The following is a 21,405-nucleotide window of genomic DNA, read 5'->3' as shown; positions in this document are numbered from 1 at the left end:
GCCAGGAAAGGCAGCCAAGTGACCGTCGAAAAGAACACCAGGAAGCTGGACAAGGGCATCGTCCGCGATTTCAGTTCCCGGATGAGCTACGCCTCGTATCTGCAGCTGCCCACCCTCCTCAGCGCCCAGCAGCCGGTCAGCAAGCCCGAACACCACGACGAACTGCTGTTTATCATCCAGCACCAGACCACCGAGCTGTGGCTGAAGCTGGTGCTGCACGAACTCCGCAGCGCCGCGGCCTGGCTCCGCGCCGACGACCTCGGCTCCGCGCTCAAGGGCATCGCCAGGGTCAAGCACATCCAGAAGACACTCACGGAACAGTGGTCTGTCCTGGCCACCCTGACTCCCACGGAGTACTCCCAGTTCCGTGGCTTCCTGGGCAACTCGTCAGGCTTCCAGTCCAGCCAATACCGCGCCGTGGAGTTTGTCCTCGGCAACAAGAACCGCAAGATGCTTCCCGTGTTCGAGTCCGATCCCGAAGCGCACGCCATGCTGGAGGAGCTGCTCCACGCCCCCAGCATCTATGACGAGTTCCTGGCCTACCTCGCGCGGCAGGGTTTTGATGTGCCGCAGTCCGTCCTTGAGCGCGACGTCACCCGCGCCCACGAGTTCTGTCCGGAACTGGTACCGCTGTTCAAGCACATCTACGAAAACGCGGCCGACAACTGGGGAGCCTACGAGGCCTGCGAGGAACTTGTGGACCTTGAGGACAACTTCCAGCTGTGGCGGTTCCGGCACCTGCGCACCGTGCAGCGGACCATCGGCATGAAGTCCGGAACGGGCGGCTCCAGCGGCGCCGCCTTCCTGCAGAAGGCGCTCGAGCTGACCTTCTTCCCGGAACTCTTCGCCGTCCGGACGGAGATCGGCCAGTGAGCATGGACAACCTGGAAGCACAAAAGGATGACGACGGCGGCGCCCTTCTTGCGCGGGCCGCGCAGCTGGACGCCGCGGATCCGCTGGCGTCCTACCGGGACCACTTCATCGGAACGGACACCCCGTTGTCCTACCTGGACGGCAACTCCCTGGGCCGCCCGCTCAAGCGCACGCCGCAGGACATCAGCGACTTCATCCGGGACAGCTGGGGCGGGCGCCTGATCCGCGGCTGGGACGAGGAATGGCTGGACCTGCCGCACAGCATCGGGGACCAGCTGGGCCGCGCCGTCCTCGGTGCAGCCCCGGGCCAGACCATCATCGCCGACTCCACCACCGTGGTGCTCTACAAGCTCATCCGCGCCGCGCTGGCAGCAGTCACTGACCCGGCCCGGACCGAAATCGTCCTCGACACGGACAACTTCCCCACGGACCGCTACCTCGTGGAGGGCATCGCCCGCGAGGAAGGACTGACGCTGCGGTGGATCGAATCCGATCCGGCCGCCGGGGTGACCGTCGACCAGGTGCGGGTGGCAACCGGCCCGGGCACCGCCGTCGTACTTCTCAGCCAGGTGGCCTACCGCTCCGGGTTCCTTGCCGACCTGCCGGCCATTACCGCCGCCGTCCACGACGCCGGCGCGCTGGTGGTCTGGGACCTGTGCCATTCGGCGGGTTCGGTCGAGATCGACCTGGACGGTGCCGGCGTCGACTTCGCCGCCGGGTGCACCTACAAGTACCTTAACGGCGGCCCGGGTTCACCGGCGTTCGCGTACGTCAACAGCCGCCACCTGCCGGGGCTGCAGCAGCCGATCTGGGGCTGGATGGGCCGCAAGGACGCGTTCGAGATGGCCGCCGGGTACGAGGCAGCGCCGGGAATCCGGAGTTTCCTCAGCGGCACGCCGGCCATCTTCGGGATGCTGGCGATGCGCGGCACCCTGGACCTCATCGAGGAAGCCGGCATGCAGGCCATCCGCGAAAAATCGGTGAAACTCACCGGCTTTGCCGTCGAGTTGTTCGAGGAGTGGCTGGAACCCCTCGGAGTGCGGCTGGCCTCGCCGCAGGACCCGCAGCATCGGGGGAGCCACATCACCGTGGACCATCCGGAGTTCCGGGACGTGACAGCCGAACTGTGGGAGCAGGACGTCATCCCCGATTTCCGCGCACCGCAGGGAATCCGGATTGGATTGTCGCCGCTGAGTACGTCCTTCGATGAAGTCCGCCGCGGGATACGGGCCATCCGGGAACGGCTGGAAGGCCGTGGTTTCGACAACCCGCGCGGCATGCCGGTAAACTAAACGTTGGATCCGGCTGCAGTCCGTGGCGGCTGGTTCTTGTCATGTGCAGGAGTTCCGGGGTTTTCCCTCGAATTCCGGCGCTGGCACACCCGGCAGTGAGTTACTGATTCGGGCCTCACGGCACATCTCTAGGAGTTATTGTGGCACTTGACGCCGCTGTAAAGCAGTCCATCATCAAGGATTTCGCAACGTCCGAGGGCGACACCGGTTCACCGGAGGTCCAGGTTGCAGTCCTGACTCAGCGGATCAAGGATCTCACTGAGCACATGAAGGAGCACAAGCACGACTTCCACACCCAGCGCGGTCTGCTGGCCATGGTTGGTCGTCGCAAGCGCATGCTCACCTACCTCAAGAACACTGACATCGCCCGCTACCGTGCGCTCATCGAGCGCCTCGGCCTGCGCCGCTAGTCAGGCTTAAGGGGCGGCCCTGTCCTCTGTGGATCGGGCCGCCTTCTTCAGAAGTAAACTAAACAGGAGGATCAACCGCATCACGCATTCGCGGTCCTCGGTAGTGATCCCCGGGAACGGCTTCGTTGATTGAAGCCCCGGCCCGTGGGTCTCGATCGACGACCGGGTGCAGGGCCAGTAGACAGATGCTGGCCTGGGTTGATGCGGCTGGACTTCCGTCAAACATGAAACGGAGGTGACTCTCTTGGAGGGTCCCGAAATCCAGTTCTCAGAAGCAGTCATTGACAATGGCCGCTTTGGCAAGCGTGTAATCCGCTTCGAAACCGGCCGCCTTGCCAAGCAGGCAGCCGGCGCAGCCATGGTGTACATCGACGAAGACACCGCGCTGCTGTCCGCAACCACCGCCGGCAAGCACCCGCGCGAAGGCTTCGACTTCTTCCCGCTGACGGTTGACGTCGAAGAGCGCATGTACGCTGCCGGCCGCATCCCGGGATCGTTCTTCCGCCGTGAAGGCCGCCCGTCCACCGAAGCCATCCTGGCCTGCCGCCTGATGGACCGCCCGCTGCGTCCCGCCTTCATCAAGGGCCTGCGCAACGAGGTCCAGATCGTGGTCACCGTCCTGGCGATCAACCCGGACGAACTCTACGACGTGGTGGCCATCAACGCCTCCTCCATGTCCACCCAGCTCTCCGGCCTGCCCTTCTCCGGCCCGATCGGCGGCGTCCGCGTTGCCCTCGTCGCTGACGAGAACGGTTCGCAGTGGGTTGCTTTCCCGAAGCACTCCCAGCTTGAGAACTCCGTCTTCAACATGGTTGTAGCCGGCCGCATTGCCGGTGACGACGTCGCCATCATGATGGTCGAAGCCGAAGCCACGGACAACTCCTGGAACCTCATCAAGGAACAGGGCGCCACCGCTCCCACCGAAGAGGTTGTCTCCGAGGGCCTTGAGGCTGCCAAGCCGTTCATCAAGGCACTGTGCGACGCCCAGGCCGACCTCGCCGCCCGTGCTGCCAAGCCGACCGTCGAGTTCCCGGTCTTCCTCGACTACGAGGACGACGCCTACGCCGCTGTTGAGGCTGCTGCCGCCGAAAAGCTGGCTGCTGTTTTCCAGATCGCCGACAAGCAGGAGCGCGACACCGCTTCGGACGCACTCAAGGACGAGGTCACCTCTTCCCTGGCCGGTCAGTTCGAAGGCCGCGAGAAGGAGCTGTCCGCAGCATTCCGCTCGGTCACCAAGCACGTTGTGCGCCAGCGCATCCTCAAGGACCAGATCCGCATCGACGGCCGTGGCCTGACGGACATCCGCCAGCTCACCGCCGAGGTTGAGGTTCTGCCCCGCGTCCACGGTTCGGCCATCTTCGAGCGCGGCGAGACCCAGATCATGGGTGTCACCACGCTGAACATGCTGAAGATGGAACAGCAGATCGACTCGCTGTCTCCCGTGACGCGCAAGCGCTACATGCACAACTACAACTTCCCGCCGTACTCCACCGGTGAGACCGGCCGCGTGGGCTCGCCCAAGCGCCGCGAAATCGGCCACGGCGCCCTGGCAGAGCGCGCACTTGTGCCGGTCCTGCCGTCCCGTGAGGAATTCCCGTACGCCATCCGCCAGGTGTCTGAGGCTCTCAGCTCCAACGGTTCGACGTCGATGGGTTCAGTCTGTGCCTCCACCCTGTCGATGCTGAACGCCGGTGTGCCCCTGAAGGCCGCCGTCGCCGGTATCGCCATGGGCCTGGTTTCCGACCAGGTTGACGGCCAGACCCGCTACGCAGCGCTGACCGACATCCTCGGCGCCGAAGATGCCTTCGGTGACATGGACTTCAAGGTTGCCGGTACCTCCGAATTCGTTACGGCCATCCAGCTGGACACGAAGCTCGACGGTATCCCCGCATCCGTGCTGGCTGCAGCACTGAAGCAGGCCCGCGAAGCCCGCCTCCACATCCTGGATGTCATCAACTCCGCGATCGACACCCCGGACGAGCTCTCCGAGTTCGCGCCGCGCGTCATTGCGGTCAAGATCCCGGTTGACAAGATCGGCGAGGTCATTGGGCCCAAGGGCAAGATGATCAACCAGATCCAGGAAGACACCGGCGCGGACATCTCCATCGAGGACGACGGCACGGTTTACATTGGCGCCACCAACGGTCCGTCTGCAGACGCAGCACGTTCCGCCATCAACGCCATTGCCAACCCGCAGGTTCCGGAAATCGGCGAGCGTTACCTGGGTACGGTCGTCAAGACCACCACCTTCGGTGCCTTCATTTCCCTGACCCCGGGCAAGGACGGCCTGCTGCACATCTCCGAGCTGCGCAAGCTGGCCAACGGCAAGCGCGTGGACAACGTTGATGACGTTGTTTCCGTCGGCCAGAAGATCCAGGTGGAAATCACCAAGATCGATGACCGCGGAAAGCTGTCGCTGTCCCCCGTAGTGGCTGAAGAGGAAGGCGCCGGCGAAACTGTCGACGCTTCCGCCACGGCCGAGGGCGCTGCAGACTCCGAGTAATGCGGACCCTGCACCACACAGCATGAATCGGCGGGGCCGGTGGATGATCCACCGGCCCCGCCGCTGTTACGATGGCAGCCAGATCCGGCTGCCGCTCCCGAAAGGCTTCAATGACTGTTGTACCCCTGCCGCTTGAGCAGAACCAGCCCGGTGACACCTTCGTCCACGGATCCGACGGCGGCTCCGTCGTCAGGCGTTCGGTGCTCCCCGGCGGTGTTCGGGTACTCACCGAGGCGATGCCGGGCCAGCGCTCGGCAACGATCGGCTTTTGGGTAGGGGTGGGGTCACGCGATGAGGCCCCGGGACAGCACGGCTCCACGCACTTCCTCGAACACCTGCTGTTCAAGGGCACCAAGCGGCGCACCGCCCTGGAAATCGCCTCGGCGTTCGACGAGGTGGGCGGCGAATCCAACGCCGCCACGGCCAAGGAAAGCACCTGCTACTTCGCCCGAGTGCTGGACACCGACCTGCCCATGGCCATCGACGTCATCGCGGACATGATCACCGGCGCGGTCCTGGATCCGGCCGAAATGGAGCAGGAACGCGACGTCATCCTCGAGGAAATCGCCATGGACAGCGATGACCCCACGGATGTGGCGCACGAAAACTTTGTGGCTGCTGTCCTGGGCACGCATCCGCTGGGCCGCCCCATCGGCGGCACCCCCGCCGCCATCCGGGCCGTGGCCCGCGACTCCGTCTGGGAGCACTACCGCCGGTACTACCGCCCGGATGAGCTGGTCATCACCGCCGCCGGAGGCCTGGAGCACGACGTCGTCTGCGGCCTTGTGGTGGGTGCGCTCCACGCCGCCGGCTGGTCGCTGGAGCCCGACGCCGCCCCCGTGGAGCGGCGCTCCACCGAGCGTGCCGAGATCACCGGCACGGCTGGCCTGCACGTGGTGAAGCGTGCGGTGGAGCAGGCCAACATCATCATGGGCTGCCCCACCATCGTGGCCACGGATGACCGCCGCTACGTCATGAGCGTGCTCAACGCGGTCCTGGGCGGTGGCATGTCCTCGCGCCTCTTCCAGGAAATCCGCGAGAAGCGCGGCCTGGTGTATTCCACCTACTCCTTCGCGTCCTCCTACGCCGACGCCGGCTACTTCGGGATGTACGCCGGGTGCACGCCGTCGAAGGTCCGCCAGGTACTGGACCTCCTCGGTGCCGAGCTGGACAAGCTGGCCGAGGGCGGGATTTCCGATGACGAACTCCGCAAGGCCGTGGGCCAGCTCTGCGGCGGGATCGTCCTCGCCCTGGAGGACACCGGCTCGCGCATGTCCCGGCTGGGCCGCGCCGAACTGGTCTCCGGCGAGTACCAGGACATCGACGAAACCCTCCGGCTCATCAAGGCCGTGACCGCCCGGGAAGTCCAGGAGCTCGCCAAGGAGCTTGCCGCAGCGCCCCGGACAGTCACCGTGGTTGGCCCCTTTGAGGAAACCGAGACGTTCGGGCTCTGACCGGGACGGTCCCCGCCATAATGGAGCTATGAACCGCCCGCAGCCGGGCACCGTGCATGCGGTGCTCGAAAACTTCCTGGGATCCTGGCGTGGAACCACTCGGCTCGCAGCGTCCGCGTGGGGACCCGAGCGCACCGCCACAGCCGAGGTGAACTACGTCCGGGCCGCCGGCGGCTACGCCGTGGTGCAGAGCTACCGGCATACGGAAGCGGATGGCACCCACTTCGAAGGCCACGGCGTGTTCACCGTCGACCCTGACCACGAGGACGTTCTCTGGTACTACGTGGACAGCCTGGGCCTGCCGCCGGGCACCCCGGCCCGCTGCACGTGGGTGGACGGCATCCTTCGCGTGGAGCGGCACAGCGACCGGGGGACTGCCCGCCACACGTTCCAGGTGGACAACGGTGTGCTCACCCACACCGCAGAGCTGCGCCTCGGGGACGCGCCCCATTTCGTCCCGTTCATGGTTTCGGAGTGCCTCCGCGCCTGACCGGCCCGTCCCAGCGCGAACGTACACTTGCGGCCCCCCGTTGGCGCGAACGTACACTTGGGGCCCTTCAGAGCGCCTCAGCCGGCGGATTCCATGATCCTTGTCTGCGGCGCGCCGGCCAGGGCAGGAGCAGCGAGAGGCGAATTCCACACCGTGGCCTTGAGATTTGCCAGCAACTGCTGGGCCTGTTCGAGCCTGGCGAAGTCCAGTTCCACCACCACGTAGTGGGTGTCGTCCACGGGCCGGCCTATCCTGTGCGACACAACCCCGGAGGCGGCGCGGTTGACCGGATCGCGGTCAAAAGCGGCCTTCCACATATCAAAGTCCTTGATGCTGTGTTCAATCTGGAGGGTGAACATTTCGAGATGCTCCTTCGCGGCCTGGTGCCCGGTTCGGCACGCCATGAGTTTTCATCGGCACTTCCCAAACTAGGCTCACGCTCCAACCACCGGTATCCCAGAAATCTGGAGCCGCTAAGCCAATGTCGCCCGCCGATGTCGGGCGCATACTGGGGAAATGACTACCGGCTGGGGGCAGACCCGGAGCCTAGAGCGGATTCGGGCATTAGGCGATTCAACTGTGGATCATCGGTCACTGCGCGCCGAGGTACTGGCCGAAGTGGGACGGGTCGTGCCGTTCGATGCCTTCGTCTGGCCGCTCTGTGATCCGGTGACAGCAACCGGCGTTGCACCCCGCGCCAGGATTCCCTGTCCAGAGGAGCTACCACTGCTGATCCGGCTCAAGTATTTATCCCGACAGGCAAGGTGGACCGGCCTGGCCGGTTCCGCGTCGCCGGCTTCGACTTTGCTTCGCGCCACCGGCGGCGATCCCTCCCGGAGCCCGCTCTGGGAGGGCGTGATGAAGCGGTACGGCGTCACCGATGTCCTCTCAGTGGCCTTTGCGGACAAGTACGGGTACTGGGGCTGGCTGGATCTGTGGAGGGTAGGTGGCGATGGCGCATTTTCCGAGGCGGAAGCTGGATACCTCGCTGACGTGGCAGGGGCGCTGACCCCTCTTCTGCGACGCTCGATTGCACGTCAATTTGGACCGCCGGACGACGTCGAACACGGTCGGACCGACGCGCCGACGACGGAAGTTCCTTCAAAGTCCGGACGTCCACAGAATGTGGCCCGCCGAGGGGAATTGCCCCCGCAGGCTGTCATCACTTTGGACGAAGACATGGCTGTGGTGGGTGAGACGGCGTCGACCAGCGACTGGCTCGAGTTGCTCCAGCCTGGGCCGCGCCCGTATCAGGCCGTGCCGGCTGAGGTCTTGAATGTAGCTGCCCAACTGCTGGCCCGGGAGGCGGGCGTGGACGATCACGACGCTGCGGCCCGGGTTCACTTGGGCTCCGGCAGATGGGCCATCCTCAGAGCCAGCCGGATGGCGTCCGGAGTTTCCGGCGCAACCCCGCCCCTCGCCGTGACTATCCAGGAATGCCCTCCAGGGGCACGCCTGGACATGTTTGCGCGGTGTTTCGGCCTGACGCCGAGGCAGAGGGAATTGCTGGAACTCGCGTCTGCCGGTGCGAGCACTGCGGCCATGGCCGCGTCCCAGGGAACAAGTGCCTACACAGTCCAGGACCAGTTCAAACAGATCTTCGAAAACTGTGGTGTCCGTACCCGCGCGTCATTGTTGGCCATGGCACTGGGAATCGTCGCTGGCGCGTCCGGCCCACGACAGTAAGGGTGACACCCCGGGAACCTTCAGCTCTTCTAGGATTTGGGGTGGCCAGTGTGGTGGTTCCCACTCGTGGTGTTCGGTTGGGTAGTGGCGGCCGGTGGGTGAAATCCAGCCGGGCGGTTCGTTGGTGCTGGCTTCGGTGGGTGTCCAGGCTGTGGAGTGTTTCAGCCTATGGTGTTTGCGGCACAGTGACTCAAGGTTGGTGATACCGGTGGTGCCGCCGTCGGCCCAGGCGAGGATGTGGTCGGCTTCGTTGTCGAGGGATTGGTTGTTGCAGCCGGGGAAGGAACATTTCCCGTCGCGGAGTCTGAGCCATTGCCGCATCGCTGCGGGGATGGGGTAGCTGTTCCGTCCGATTTCCAACGGTGCGCCGTTGCGGGGGTCGGTGAGGACCCGGCGGAATGAGGACGCGCCGTCGGCTACGAGTTTGCGGGCCATGGAGGCGGGGATGGGGCCGTAGCCGTCGAGGTCGGCGGGTTCGTCGGTGAGGCCCATCAGGGCGAAGACCGGTACGGTCACGAGGACCTGCGCCGCCGGGGTGGGCACCGGGCCCGAATCGACCCCGCCAGGGGTCGGAACCAGGCCGGCAACGGCATCATCGATCCCGTCAGTGACCGGAACGCCGCCAGGCACACCATCATCGCTGGTGCTGGTGCTGGTGCTGGTGCTGGTGCTGGTGCTGGTGCTGGTGCTGGTGCTGGTGCTGGTGCTGGTGCTGCCGGCCGCTGCGTCTATGTCGCCGACGGCTGTGTCTGTGCTGCCGTCCGACGGGTTGCTGGTGGTGAAGCCGGCGCTGAGGAGTAGTTTGGCGGCGACGTCGGCGCGGATCTGGGTGATGGTGCGGTCCTCGGCGGGGCCTTGGAGGGCGCGGGCGGTGGCGGTGATGCCGTTCCAGATTCCGGCGGCCTGGTCCGCGGGGAGGTAGGCGGAGAGCCAGGTCATGCCGTCCCGGTCCGGGGCATAGTCCAGCCGCCGGTCCAGGAAGCTTTTGGCGTGGCGTTTTTCGATGCTGACCGGGTGGTGGCGTTCCCGCCATGTGCGGGCTTTGTGCCGGAACCGCGCCGGAACCATGTCCCCGGCCGGGCGCCACCGGGCCGGGTGCGGCGCGTCCGGGTCCAGGAAATGCGCCTCCAACGCGGCGGCGCCGGCGGGGTTCAGGCTGGCCGCCTCGTCGACCATGACCCTCGCGTGCTGGAACGATATCAACCCCTGCTCCAAAGCGGCCTGGGTCAGGGGCCGTGCGGTGGTCAGTTCGCGGGATTCGGCCAGGAGTGCTGATGCCGTGCGTTCGCTGACTGTCAGGGCGCAAGCGACCTCGGCGACAACACCCATTTCCCGGGCCATGCGCTGATGCGGCTGTTCATCAGGTGGGGACATGGCCCGGGTTATGTTGGCGAACCCGGCGGTGAAGCGTACTTTCCTGGCGGCCAGCATGGCCTCCATCCGGGCAGTCTCTTCAAGGCCCTCCAGGCACGCGTCCGCCTGGTCACGGAGCGGATTCGAACTGGTGGACTCAGCGCGGCCCTCGCTGCGTTCCGCCAGCACCGCAAGCGCAGCCATGGATGTCATCATGGCCTCCATCGAATCCACTGCCGCGCCGTTTTCCATACCCCCATCATCCTGCGAGGCACCGCCAAAAACCGCGAAGCAAATGCCCTATGTGGATAACCTCCGGCTCCCTTCCAGAAGCCACTTTTGGAGGGTTTTCGGCTGCCACTCCGGAGGGCCCCAAGTGTACGTTCGCGCCAGGTCGGAGGGCCGCAAGTGTACGTTCGCGGAGGGGGAAGGGAGAGTGCCTCAGCCTCCGGCGAACGGCGGCAGGACGTCCACGACGTCACCCGGCCCGACTGCGACGGACCGGTCGCGCACAGCCACCTCATTGAGCAGGAAGCTGCTCCGGGACAGAATGCGTGGCAGGGGAGGGGTGCCGGCAGGCGGTTCGGGCCGCTCCACTGCCAGCACTGCCTCAAGCAGGGACTCCATCGTGGCGCCCGCGGGCAGGTCGAACTGCTCCTCTTCCACACCCGCAGCGGCGCGCGCGGCAGCGAAGTATCGTACGTTCAAGAATTCAGCCTCCGATGGCGCTCATGCTGCGGTCCGGCTGGACGAAGTCCGGGGCGTCCAGTCCTACGTGGTCCATGCCGTGCGCCTTGGGTTTGACCCACATGGCGTCCTGCCAGCGTTCGGCCAGGGCGTCGTCGCTGGCACCTTCGCGCAGGAGCCCCAGGAGGTCGTACTCCTCGCGGGAGAACAGGCAGCTCATGATCTTGCCCTCGGCGGTGATCCGGGTCCGACGGCAGTCCGAACAGAACGGCTCGGTGACAGAGGCGATAATTCCCACGGTGCCCAGCACCGGCCCCTGCGCTTCCGCAGACCCGGCCGCCCGGCGTCGTACTTCAAACCGTTCCGCCGGGGCACCGTCGCGGGCACGGGGATCCGGGCTCAGGACGTAGTCCACGGAAAGCAGGGAGCGGATTTCGGCGGCGGTGATCATGTTTCGCCGGGTCCAGCCGTGGTCGGCGTCAAGGGGCATCTGCTCGATGAAGCGCAGCTCGTACCCGCGGTCCAGCGCCCACGCAAGCAGCGAGGGCGATTCGGCGTCGTTGATGCCGCGCATGAGCACGGCATTAAGCTTCACGGGGCCCAAGCCGGCAGCCCACGCGGCGTCGACGCCGGCGAGCACCTGGTCCAGGAAGGGCCTGCGGGTCAGCTTGGTGAACGTCTCCTCGTGCAGGGAGTCCAGGGAGACGTTGATGCGGGTCAGCCCGGCAGCCTTCAGTGCAGCGGCCTTCTTCGCCAGGCCCACCCCGTTGGTGGTCATCGAGATGGGCAAATCAGGATGGTTGCTCCGGAGGGCGGCGATGATCTCCACCAGGTCATGCCGGACCAGCGGCTCGCCACCGGTCAGCCGGAGTTCCCGGACCCCCAGCCTGTCCACACCGATCCGTACAATCCGCACGATCTCCTCGGCCGACATGACCGCCTGCTTGGCCAGCCATTCCAGGCCCTCAGCAGGCATGCAGTACGTACAGCGGAGATTGCATTTGTCAGTCAGGGACAGCCGCATGTCAGTGGCGCGGCGGCCATAGCGGTCTGCCAGCCCCGCGGGCGCATCGGCGGGGCGCGCGGCAGGTCCGGGCGGCATGCCGGTGCCTGCGCTGTCCCGAGGTTGCGGTATGCCTAGCTCAACGCTCATGAATTCAGGCTACGCCACGTTTGGCCCCCTGATCACGCCCGTGACGCCGGGGCCCGGATTCCTGCAGGGAATGGCCGTCCGGCCCGTGCCGTGCGGCCCCGGCGAACCTATGCTGGAGGTGTGAATACGCCGCAGCACCATGAGGGAACGTCCGACGGCGGCACGCGCACCTTGGCAGCGCCAGGAACCTTAGGTGCCGGCGGCCGGAACGCCCGCTGGGCCGCCGCTTCGGGCGTCGTGGCGGTCGGTGGCGGAGTGGTGATCGGGGAACTGCTGGCCGGCCTGATGAGCCCCGCCGTTTCGCCCCTCACAGCGGTTGGCGGGGCCGTGATCGACGCCGTTCCGCCGGCGGTCAAGGAATGGGCCATTGCCCTGTTCGGCACATCCGACAAAGTGGCGCTGCTGGTGGGGATGGCAGTGGTCATCGCCGCGCTGGCTGCTTTGGCCGGAGTCCTCGAATACCGCAGGCGTTTCGCCGGGGCTGCGGTGATAGTCGTCTTTGGGCTTACCGGAGTGGCCGCCGTGCTGACCCGGCAGCAGGCGACCCCCGGAGCCGTCGTCGTTCCGGTCCTGGTGGCGGTGGCAGCGGTGATACTGCTTCGCCTGCTCATGGGCCGGCTGCACAGCTGGCCCCAAAAGGTGGCCTATGCGGGGGAGGCGGGGCCGCCCCGCCGCAGCTTCCTGCAACTGCTGGCCGGCGGTGCGGCGGCCACAGCGGCGGGCGGAGTTCTCGCCGCCGTGTGGCGCGGTGCGGCCGCCGTCGTCAACGACGCGCGCCAGCAGCTTCAGCTGCCCGCCGCGGGATCGGCTGCGCCGGCCATTCCGTCCGGCGCGGAGGTGGGGCTGGGCGGTATGGAACCCCTCGTCACCCCCAACGTCGACTTTTACCGCATCGATACGGCTCTGACCGTACCGGCCATCGATCCCGCGAAATGGGTCCTTCGGGTCACAGGCCTGGTTGCCGAGGAAATCGAGCTGACCTTCGCCGAACTCCTGGCCAAACCGCTGGTGGAACGGCACGTCACCATCGCCTGTGTGTCCAATGAAGTGGGCGGTGACCTGATCGGCAACGCCCGCTGGCTGGGCTGGCCGGTCCGTGAACTCCTGGCCCTGGCCCGGCCGCAGCCCGACGCGGACATGGTCCTCTCCAAAAGCACCGATGGCTGGACGGCGGGCACGCCCCTCGAGGTCCTCACCGACAGCCGGGACGCGATGCTGGCCGTGGGAATGAACGGCGAGCCGTTGCCGCTGGAGCATGGGTTCCCCGTACGGCTCGTGGTCCCCGGTCTCTACGGCTACGTCTCCGCCACTAAATGGCTCACGGAACTCAAGGTCACCAGGTTCGCCGATGACGTCGCCTACTGGACACCCCGCGGCTGGTCGGACCACGGCCCCATCAAAACATCGTCCCGCATCGACGTGCCGCGAAACGGCCGGACCGTCACCGCCGGCATGGTGATGCTCGGCGGCGTGGCCTGGGCCCAGCACACCGGCATCGGCAAAGTGGAACTGCGCGTCAACCGCGGAGACTGGCAGGACGCAGAGCTTGCCCCGGGGATCTCGGTGGACACCTGGTACCAGTGGACGTGCGGAATCGAGCTGACCCCCGGCCAGTATGAGGTCCAGGTCCGTGCCACCGACCTCAAGGGCAAAGCGCAGGCGGAGGAACGCAGGCCGGTTGCGCCCGACGGAGCCACGGGCTTCCACACCATTACAGTTGACGTGAAACCGTAACTGGCCGCAACCGAAAGCAGTCCCATGCCCAGCGACCCGCATCCGCACGGCCACGCGCCCGCCCCTGAAGTCATCCCGGCCGAAGTTATCCCGCCTGAAGGTACGCACAACGACGGCGCCCCGCACTCCGGAACCCACCGCGCCGGCAACCACCAGGCGCGGTCGGTGGCGGCCCACCTCTCAGCCGTGATGGACCTGCTCGCGCCGCTGAGCGTGCCCGGACGCACCGAACAGCTGGCCCTGCGGGACGCGCTGGGCAGGGGCCTGGCAGCGGACGTCACGGCGCCCGTCAGCCTGCCGCCGTTCGCCAATTCCCAGATGGACGGCTTTGCCGTCAAGAGTGCGGTCATTCCCGACGGCGGCGCGAAGCTCCGTGTGGCTGCCCCCGTCCCCGCAGGTGCCATGCCGGCGCCGCTGGAGCGGGGCACAGCCGCCCCGATCATGACCGGTGCCGCGATCCCGGCCGGCGCGGACGCCGTCGTCCCCGTGGAACGGGCAGTCCCGGACCGGTTCCCCGATCCCGGCACTGACACCACGGTGTGGCTGCCTGCGACGGCGGCCGGAACCTTTGTGCGGTCCGTGGGCAGCGACCTCGCAGCGGGGGAGCGGGCGCTGGCGGCCGGGACCTACCTGGGACCGGCCCAGCTGGGGCTCCTGGCAGGCCTGGGCCTCGCCGACGTCACCGTGTACAAAGCCCTGACAGTCCTGCTGGTCACCACCGGCGATGAAGTGGTGGAACCCGGCCAGGACCTTCCGGCGGGAAAGATCTACAACTCCAACGGAACCCTGCTGGAAAGCGCCATGCGCCAGGCCGGACTAAAGGTGGTGCGCACCCGGATCGCCACCGACAGCCCCGGGGAACTTCATGCCCTGCTGAGCAGCCACGCGCCGTCGGTGGACCTGATCGTCACCACCGGCGGAGTGAGCATGGGGGCTTATGAAGTGGTGCGCCAAGTGCTCGAGGGGCAGGGCGCCGACTTCCTCCACGTCGCCATGCAGCCCGGCGGCCCGCAGGGAATCGGAACCTTCGACGGGGTTCCGTTCCTGGGCTTCCCCGGGAATCCGGTGAGCTGCCTGGTTTCCTTCGAAATGTTCCTGCGGCCCGTGCTGTCCGGACTGTTCGGATCGCCGGCGCCACGCACACCCGTCCGCGCCCGCCTGGCCCACGGACTCAGCTCGCCCGCCCACAAGCACCAGGTCCGCCGCGGAAGCCTCCAGCCCGACGGAACCGTGCGCCTGGAAGGCGGCGAAAGTTCCCACCTGATGCACGCGCTGGCGGGATCCAATGCCCTGGTCCACGTCCCTGTTGGCGTCTCGGCGCTCGCAGAAGGCGACGAGGTGGAAGTATGGATGCTGTGAATCCAGAACCAAGCCTGACCCACCTGCGCCAGGACGGCAGCGCCCAGATGGTGGACGTGTCCGCGAAAGCCGAAACCACCCGGGAAGCCACCGCCACGGCCACCGTCAACACCACCTCCGACGTCATGGCCCTGCTGGGATCCGGCGGCCTGCCCAAGGGCGACGCCCTGGCCGTGGCACGCGTCGCCGGCATCATGGCCGCCAAAAAGACACCCGAACTCATTCCGCTGTGCCATCCGCTGCCGCTGTCCAAAGTGACGGTGGACTTCGAGCTCGGCGCGGATTCGGTCTCCATCCTGGCCACGGTCAAGACCCGCGGAGTCACCGGCGTGGAGATGGAGGCCCTCACCGCGGCCTCCGTGGCCGCCCTCAGCGTGTACGACATGATCAAGGCCGTGGACAAGCACGCCGTCCTGACGGACATCAAGGTGCTGGCGAAAAGCGGCGGCAAGAGCGGGGACTGGAAACTGTGAGCACCGAGAGTACTTTCCTGCCGGAGCCGCACCGGCACGGCGACGTCCAGGGCCGGAAGGCCGGGGTGGTCATCGCGTCCACCCGGGCCGCCGCCGGAATCTACCAGGATGAAACCGGGCCCGTCATCATCGACTGGCTCACCGAGCACGGCTTCGAGACGTTCCCCGCCATGGTGGTCCCGGACGGCGAGCCCGTGGGCGCGGCCATCCGTGCCCTCCTCACCCAGCATCCCGCCGTCGTGATCACCAGCGGCGGCACCGGGCTCAGCCCGGACGACCGCACTCCCGACGTCACGCTGCCGCTCCTGGACCGGGAAATCCCGGGCATCATGGAAGCCATCAGGCGGGCAGGCGCGGCCAAAACACCGCTGGCGGCGCTCAGCCGCGGCCACGCCGGCGCGCACGGCCGCACGTTCATCGTCAACCTGCCCGGTTCACCCAAGGGGGTCATGGACGGGCTGTCCGTCCTGGACCCCGTGATCGGGCACCTTTGCGACCAGCTGGAGGGAAACCATGGGCACTGAATCCGTTTTCGAAGTGGTCCACGCGGTACTGAGCGCGGAGCCCATCTCCGTGGACCAGGCCGTCGCCGCGGTGGAGTCGGACACCGCGGGGGCGGTGGTCAGCTTCAGCGGCGTCGTCCGGAACCACGACGGCGGCAAGGCAGTTGAGCGGCTCAGTTACAGTGCGCACCCCACGGCCCACCAGGTGATGGCCGACGTCGTCGCCCGGCTTGTTGCAGAACAGGCGGGCGTGGGTTCCGCCACTCAGCCGGTGCGCATCTGGGCTGCCCACCGCATCGGCATGCTGGAGATCGGGGATCCCGCGCTGGTCTGTGCCGTCTCGGCGGCGCACCGGGGGCAGGCTTTTGCCGTCTGTTCCGAACTGGTGGACCGGATCAAGGCGGAGGTGCCCATCTGGAAGGAACAGTTCTTCTCCGACGGAACGGTTGAGTGGGTGGGCGCGGGGAGCTGACTCCGGGCCGCCTGTGCGCCTGCCGGTCTGCTTGGCTGTCCTGGGTGCGTGGGAGGTAACGCACAGCCGCCGGTTCCTCCCGGCGTCGGGCCCGACGGTAGGGTTAACGGCATGACCGAACAACTTTCCGTACCCCGGCGCGTCGGCGTCCTGGGTGCCAACGGACGCATGGGCGCCGAAGCCGTCAAGGCCGTTGAAGCGGCCCCCGACCTGGAGCTGGTTGCCGCCCTGGGACGTGGCGACTCGCTGGACCAGTTGTCCGCTGCGGGCGCCGAATTCGTGGTGGACCTGACCGTTCCCGAAAGCACCGAAGCGAACGTCCGGTACGCCGTCGAGCACGGAATGCACGCCGTCGTCGGCACCACCGGATGGAACGCCGGCCGCCTCGCCGCCCTGGAAGCACTTCTCGCAGAGCACCCGGAAACCGGCGTGCTGATCGCCCCCAACTTTGCCCTCGGCTCCGTGCTCGCCTCGGCGTTCGCCGCCAAAGCCTCCAAGTACTTCGACTCCGTCGAAATCATCGAACTGCACCACCCGGACAAGGTGGACGCGCCCTCCGGCACCGCCGTCCGGACCGCCCAGCTCATCGCGGCCGAGCGCCAGGCTGCCAACGTACCGGCGAGCCCCGACGCCACCACCTCCGAGCTCGCCGGCGCGCGCGGCTGCGAAGTCGACGGCGTACGCGTCCACAGCGTCCGGCTCCGCGGCCTGGTGGCCCACCAGGAGGTGCTCCTCGGCGGTCCCGGTGAGCAGCTGACGTTCCGTCACGACTCCTTTGACCGCGCGTCCTTTATGCCGGGGGTGCTGCTTGGCGTCCGCAACGTAGCCTCACACCCGGGCCTCACCGTGGGACTCGACGGCTACCTGGACCTGGGGCTCTGAGCCGTGGCTGACGTGCTGGCCGCATTCCGGAAGAACCGCACCAAGATCTGGGTGGGGGCCGTGACGCTCCTGCTGGTCTTCTACCTCGTGGTGTCCTTCCAGCGGTCCGTCCTGTTGCTGCTGGACAGCAATCCCGCCGCCAAGGCCATCGGCGCCGCCTACCTGGTGCTGCCCATTATTGGCGCGTGGGCGATGATCCGTGAACTGCTGTTCGGCGCCCGCACGGAGCAGATGGCCAAGGTCCTCGAGGCCGAAGGCGGGCTCCCCGTAGACGAACTGCCCCGCACTCCCGCCGGACGGATCGTCCGCTCAGCGGCGGACGCGGAATTCGAAAAGTACCGTGCAGAGGCCGAAGCGGCACCCGAGGACTGGCGTTCCTGGTTCCGGCTCAGCTGCGCCTATGACGCGGCAGGGGACCGCAAGCGCGCCCGTGCCTCCATGCGCGACGCCGTAAAGCTGTTCCGGGGCAAGGTTCCGGCGTAGTCCCTGCGCACCGGCCCTTCAGCGCCGGGTGTTCCGCTCCATCCGGCCGAGCTGGTTCGCGCCATGTCCCAGCCATTCCAGCGGCCCCCGCCATTTCAGCAGGACAAAAACGGTGCCCACCATGATGGCTGCGGCGGCGTGGGCAAAATACATCCCGTCTTCGGTCCAGCCTGCCGGGAGCGGCTTCAGGTAGAAACCCGCCACCACCCAGACGTGGACGGTGTACAGGGTCAGGGTCATGGCACCCGGCCCGCGCAGCGGCAGCAGCAGGTCCAGGTCCAGCCAGTCCGCGAGCCGCCCGAGCAGCAGGCAGGCGCCCACCACAGCGGCCGCGACGCCGGACGTATGCGCCAGGTCCAGGGTGGTGCCGGAATGCGGCGCAGCGGAGGCCAGCCACCACCACGAGCCCTCCTGCGGCACGCCGGTGAGGTTGACCTGCAGCACGCTGTCCAGGGGGTAGTTGGGGGCGTTCAGCACGTCCTCAAGGGCGGTCCTCCCTCCCCAGCTTTCCATCGCAGTAACACCCAGGGATTTGGTGAAGACTGCCAGTACCGTTCCGCCCGCGACGAGCAGCCACGGCACCAGTGCCCTGGTCAGTGGAAGGCGTCCAATCAGCAGGCCCACCAGCAGGTAGGACATCCACTGGAAAACGGGGTAGTAGCCGGTGAGGAACAGGTCGCCCAATAACTGGCCCGGCGTGGACAGATCCTCCCAGGACGGGTTGTGGCCAAGCTTCAGGGGAGGGTTGGACGCCAGCAGCCAGGGCCGCAGCAGGTAGGCAAGGACAGGCGAAACAAGGATCCATCCCGCCGCCCAGGCGCACAGCGCCTTCGGCTTCAGGCCCAGGAACGGAAGGACGCACAGGAACAGCACCGCGTAGTGGACAAGGATGATGGCCAGGTTGACTTCCAGCCCGCCCAGCGTCAGGCCGACGGCGGCAATCACCGCCGCGCGCAAGGCAATCCCGCGGCGGGCGGCTCCCAGGCGGGCGCCTTCGGCCGGCACCTCCTTTCCCGTTGACAGTGCGAGGCCGATTCCCGCCAGTACGGCGAAGAGGGCGGCTGCACGGCCCGAGAATGTCAGGCCGATCCACGTGGGCGTGAGGTCGGCGTTGGACTCGAACGTGGGGAGCAGGTGGGTGGCCATCATGCCCAGGAGGGCCAGCCCACGGGCCGCGTCAATTCCGCGGAGCCGCTCCGCGGCTGATGAGCTTCGGGGCGCCCTGGATGGCTTTGCCGTGGCGCGGGAGGTCATAAGCCGATCGTCTCACAGGATGCCGGGGACAGGCAGTCACGTGCCGGCAGTCCCGTCACTGAAACTCCCGGGACACTGCCGCGCAGGCCTTGTGTTCGAATATATGTTCGAATAATATTGGCGGCATGCACACCCCATCTCAGCCACAGCCACCCTCAGCCCTTCCGGCGGGGAAAGGACCGGACCGGGCCAGCCGCAGCCCTGACGGTCCGGCGGCGCCCGCGGGACTTATGAAGGCCATGAGCCCCGGCGTCGTCGACTACCTTTTCCGGCAGCTCGTGGCCGGGGAAACCCCCGAGGACGTCCAGTGGCAGCAGGAGGGCATCGCGCTGGCGGCGCAGCCGGCCGGCGCGGAACTGGCGCGCCGGTTGTCGGAGACGGATCTGGACGCCCTCACGCCCACGGAACTCTTCCACTACGTCAGGGCCGCCCAGCGCCTGGCCACCTGGGCTGAGAGCCTGCGGGAGGCCGCCGTCGGACGATACTGCGGTCCGGACATGCCGCGGTCGGACCCTGGCCGGCAGCATGGCGGGGTTTCCTCGCCCTGAATATGTCCTGCCCGGTTCCCTAGGATGAAGTGGTGACCAATGCCCTGACGGTATCCGCCATCCAGTACCAGGCCCTCGACGGCGGAATTTCTCCCAATGCCATGGAGCACGTCCGCCTGATCGAGGACGCAGAATCGCACGGAGCGCGGCTGGCTGTGTTTCCGGAGCTGTCCCTGCTTGGCTACGACCTCGAACTGCTGGCCTCACCCGAACACTGGCTCGTCCAGGGCGACGAGCGCCTCGATGATGTCCGTGAAATCTGCCGCCGCACCGGAATTACGGCCGTCGTGGGAGGCGCATACCGGGAACCCGGGGGCACTCCGCGGCTGGCTTCCCTCGCCATCCATCCGGACGGCAGCACCGAACCCGCCTTCAAAACACACCTGCATGGCCGGGAAAAGGACGTCTTTGTTGCCGGCAACGGTGCAAGCGTCCTGCAACTCGACGGTTGGCGGATCGGCCTTGCCATCTGCTTCGATGCCGCCGTGCCTGCCCATTCAACCGGAGCGGCAGAGGCCGGCGCCGATGCCTACGCGGTTTCTGCCGTCTACACCGCGGACGAAGGCCATCGGCTCGAGCTTCACCTGGGCGCCCGGGCCATGGACAACAGGATGTTTGGCATCGTGGCCAACCTTGGTGGAAACACTGCCCTGGGTTCCTCGTGCGGCCTGAGCGGTTTTTGGGGTCCTGACGGCCTGCGGATGAAGAAGGCGGCAGGAACAGGAACGGAAGTGGTCACAGCAACCCTTTCGCGGAGCGCGCTGTTGAAATTCCGCTGAGCCCGGGAGCCCCAACAACGTCTGCGGCAGGCGATATTTGACGTTCATCACGTCCCCGCCATTGTCCTAACCAGCCGCGGACAGGGTAACGTTTTTTCCATGCCTCACACATCCGCGAACATCCCTGCCCTTGGTACCCTCCTGACCGCCATGGTTACCCCCTTCACCAAGGATGGCGAAGTGGATTACGCCCAGGCGGCAGAGTTGGCTACCAAGCTCGTGGATGATGGTTGCGACGGACTGGTGGTTACCGGCACCACCGGCGAAACCTCCACCCTCACTGACGAGGAAAACCTCGGCATGTTCCGTGCTGTCAAGGAGGCCGTCGGTCACCGGGCCGCCATCATCGCCGGAACCGGAACCAACGACACGGCGCACTCCGTTCACCTTTCGAAGAAGGCGGCCGCGCTGGGCATCGACGGGCTCCTGCTCGTCACGCCCTACTACAACAAGCCCAGCCAGGCGGGCGTCCGCGCACACTTCGAGGCCATCGCCTCAGCAACCGATGTGCCGGTCATGCTGTACGACATCCCGGGCCGCTCTTCCATCCCGATCGAGCCCGAAACCATGATCCGCCTCGCGCAGCACCCGAACATCGTCGCCGTCAAGGACGCCAAGGCCGATTTCACCGCCGCAACCCGCGTTATGGCCGAGACTGACCTCCACTTCTACTCCGGTGATGACGGACTGACCCTTCCCTGGATGGCCCTCGGCGCTGTCGGCCTCGTTGGGGTCACCACCCACGTCGCGACCCGCCGCTTCCGCGAACTGATCGACGCCATCAACGCGAACGACCTGGCCACGGCCCGGAAGATCAACTTTGAGCTCCAGCCGGTCATCCGCGCCACGATGACCCGCGTCCAGGGAGCCGTTGCCGCAAAACAGATTCTTAAATGGCAGGGAGTCCTGCCCAACTCGATTGTCCGTTTGCCCCTCGTGGAGCCGGACGAAGCCGAGATCGTAACCATCCGCGAGGATTTGGCTGAAGGAGGGCTGGTCTTTTCCTGAAGGCTAAGA

22 protein-coding genes are annotated in these 21,405 nt (G+C 66.8%); 17 read left to right on the top strand and 5 right to left on the bottom strand.

All coding sequences use genetic code 11. The annotated features are described in order from the left end of the window. Window positions 1-18 precede the first annotated feature (18 nt). From kynA to EYS21_RS06900, 6 genes are all read left to right on the top strand, one after another. Entirely contained in the window at window positions 19-873 is an 855-nt protein-coding gene (gene kynA / locus EYS21_RS06925) for a tryptophan 2,3-dioxygenase (protein WP_131132476.1), read from the top strand. Window positions 874-875: 2 nt separating this feature from the next. Next, the gene (gene kynU, locus EYS21_RS06920; protein ID WP_131132857.1) at window positions 876-2,165 is read left to right on the top strand and encodes a kynureninase; all 1,290 of its coding nucleotides are present in this window, start codon (window positions 876-878) and stop codon (window positions 2,163-2,165) included. Window positions 2,166-2,305: 140 nt separating this feature from the next. After that, complete coding sequence (rpsO, locus tag EYS21_RS06915) at window positions 2,306-2,575, top strand: 30S ribosomal protein S15 (protein ID WP_028271969.1); 270 nt, start codon at window positions 2,306-2,308, stop codon at window positions 2,573-2,575. A gap of 244 nt (window positions 2,576-2,819) precedes the next feature. Continuing rightward, window positions 2,820-5,078 (top strand): polyribonucleotide nucleotidyltransferase, encoded by a 2,259-nt coding sequence (locus tag EYS21_RS06910; RefSeq protein ID WP_131132856.1) that lies wholly within the window; start codon window positions 2,820-2,822, stop codon window positions 5,076-5,078. 110 nt (window positions 5,079-5,188) lie between these two features. Further along, entirely contained in the window at window positions 5,189-6,532 is a 1,344-nt protein-coding gene (locus EYS21_RS06905) for a pitrilysin family protein (RefSeq protein WP_131132475.1), read from the top strand. A 28-nt stretch (window positions 6,533-6,560) separates the two neighbouring features. Further along, entirely contained in the window at window positions 6,561-7,022 is a 462-nt protein-coding gene (locus EYS21_RS06900) for a DUF1579 family protein (protein WP_131132474.1), read from the top strand. 77 nt (window positions 7,023-7,099) lie between these two features. On the opposite strand, the gene EYS21_RS06895 is transcribed toward EYS21_RS06900, so the two are convergent. Further along, window positions 7,100-7,381, bottom strand: coding sequence for a hypothetical protein (locus EYS21_RS06895; protein WP_131132473.1), 282 nt, complete (start codon window positions 7,379-7,381; stop codon window positions 7,100-7,102). Window positions 7,382-7,601: 220 nt separating this feature from the next. Between EYS21_RS06895 and EYS21_RS06890 the strand changes: the two genes are divergently transcribed. After that, the gene (locus EYS21_RS06890; RefSeq protein WP_242633323.1) at window positions 7,602-8,708 is read left to right on the top strand and encodes a LuxR family transcriptional regulator; all 1,107 of its coding nucleotides are present in this window, start codon (window positions 7,602-7,604) and stop codon (window positions 8,706-8,708) included. Here EYS21_RS06890 and EYS21_RS06885 read toward each other — a convergent pair. The 3 genes from EYS21_RS06885 to moaA all read right to left on the bottom strand — a co-directional run bounded on the left by EYS21_RS06885 (window position 8,652) and on the right by moaA (window position 11,901). Then, the gene (locus tag EYS21_RS06885; protein ID WP_131132471.1) at window positions 8,652-10,313 is read right to left on the bottom strand and encodes an HNH endonuclease signature motif containing protein; all 1,662 of its coding nucleotides are present in this window, start codon (window positions 10,311-10,313) and stop codon (window positions 8,652-8,654) included. The genes EYS21_RS06890 and EYS21_RS06885 overlap by 57 nt on opposite strands. Before the next feature lie 189 nt (window positions 10,314-10,502). Next, window positions 10,503-10,769 (bottom strand): MoaD/ThiS family protein, encoded by a 267-nt coding sequence (locus EYS21_RS06880; RefSeq protein ID WP_131132470.1) that lies wholly within the window; start codon window positions 10,767-10,769, stop codon window positions 10,503-10,505. A gap of 4 nt (window positions 10,770-10,773) precedes the next feature. After that, window positions 10,774-11,901, bottom strand: coding sequence for a GTP 3',8-cyclase MoaA (moaA, locus tag EYS21_RS06875; RefSeq protein ID WP_207307707.1), 1,128 nt, complete (start codon window positions 11,899-11,901; stop codon window positions 10,774-10,776). 285 nt (window positions 11,902-12,186) lie between these two features. Between moaA and EYS21_RS06870 the strand changes: the two genes are divergently transcribed. The 7 genes from EYS21_RS06870 (at window position 12,187) to EYS21_RS06840 (ending at window position 17,807) form a co-directional block, all read left to right on the top strand. Further along, on the top strand, window positions 12,187-13,635 hold the full coding sequence (locus EYS21_RS06870) for a molybdopterin-dependent oxidoreductase (RefSeq protein ID WP_131132854.1): 1,449 nt from the start codon (window positions 12,187-12,189) through the stop codon (window positions 13,633-13,635). Between the two features lie 24 nt (window positions 13,636-13,659). Next, a complete protein-coding gene (gene glp, locus EYS21_RS06865) occupies window positions 13,660-14,994 on the top strand; it encodes a gephyrin-like molybdotransferase Glp (RefSeq protein WP_131132469.1) in 1,335 nt (444 codons plus the stop codon). Then, window positions 14,982-15,467 (top strand): cyclic pyranopterin monophosphate synthase MoaC, encoded by a 486-nt coding sequence (gene moaC, locus EYS21_RS06860; RefSeq protein WP_131132468.1) that lies wholly within the window; start codon window positions 14,982-14,984, stop codon window positions 15,465-15,467. The genes glp and moaC overlap by 13 nt, the downstream gene beginning before the upstream one ends. After that, complete coding sequence (locus EYS21_RS06855) at window positions 15,464-15,991, top strand: MogA/MoaB family molybdenum cofactor biosynthesis protein (RefSeq protein WP_131132467.1); 528 nt, start codon at window positions 15,464-15,466, stop codon at window positions 15,989-15,991. The genes moaC and EYS21_RS06855 overlap by 4 nt, the downstream gene beginning before the upstream one ends. Continuing rightward, the gene (locus tag EYS21_RS06850; RefSeq protein WP_131132466.1) at window positions 15,981-16,442 is read left to right on the top strand and encodes a molybdenum cofactor biosynthesis protein MoaE; all 462 of its coding nucleotides are present in this window, start codon (window positions 15,981-15,983) and stop codon (window positions 16,440-16,442) included. Before EYS21_RS06855 ends, EYS21_RS06850 begins: the two co-directional genes overlap by 11 nt. A 111-nt stretch (window positions 16,443-16,553) precedes the next feature. Next, a complete protein-coding gene (dapB, locus tag EYS21_RS06845) occupies window positions 16,554-17,324 on the top strand; it encodes a 4-hydroxy-tetrahydrodipicolinate reductase (RefSeq protein WP_131132465.1) in 771 nt (256 codons plus the stop codon). A gap of 3 nt (window positions 17,325-17,327) precedes the next feature. Further along, a complete protein-coding gene (locus EYS21_RS06840; protein WP_131132464.1) occupies window positions 17,328-17,807 on the top strand; it encodes a hypothetical protein in 480 nt (159 codons plus the stop codon). Window positions 17,808-17,825: 18 nt separating this feature from the next. On the opposite strand, the gene EYS21_RS06835 is transcribed toward EYS21_RS06840, so the two are convergent. Then, window positions 17,826-19,061 (bottom strand): heparan-alpha-glucosaminide N-acetyltransferase domain-containing protein, encoded by a 1,236-nt coding sequence (locus tag EYS21_RS06835; protein WP_131132463.1) that lies wholly within the window; start codon window positions 19,059-19,061, stop codon window positions 17,826-17,828. Window positions 19,062-19,186: 125 nt separating this feature from the next. Between EYS21_RS06835 and EYS21_RS06830 the strand changes: the two genes are divergently transcribed. The 3 genes from EYS21_RS06830 (at window position 19,187) to dapA (ending at window position 21,396) form a co-directional block, all read left to right on the top strand. After that, entirely contained in the window at window positions 19,187-19,609 is a 423-nt protein-coding gene (locus tag EYS21_RS06830) for a hypothetical protein (protein WP_242633322.1), read from the top strand. Window positions 19,610-19,641: 32 nt separating this feature from the next. After that, complete coding sequence (locus tag EYS21_RS06825) at window positions 19,642-20,388, top strand: carbon-nitrogen hydrolase family protein (RefSeq protein WP_131132462.1); 747 nt, start codon at window positions 19,642-19,644, stop codon at window positions 20,386-20,388. 99 nt (window positions 20,389-20,487) lie between these two features. Then, window positions 20,488-21,396, top strand: coding sequence for a 4-hydroxy-tetrahydrodipicolinate synthase (dapA, locus tag EYS21_RS06820; protein ID WP_131132461.1), 909 nt, complete (start codon window positions 20,488-20,490; stop codon window positions 21,394-21,396). Window positions 21,397-21,405 lie beyond the last annotated feature (9 nt).

This window comes from Arthrobacter sp. S39, assembly GCF_004320525.1.
Taxonomy (GTDB): Bacteria; Actinomycetota; Actinomycetes; order Actinomycetales; family Micrococcaceae; genus Arthrobacter.
This window is presented reverse-complemented; position numbering and strand designations above follow the sequence as displayed.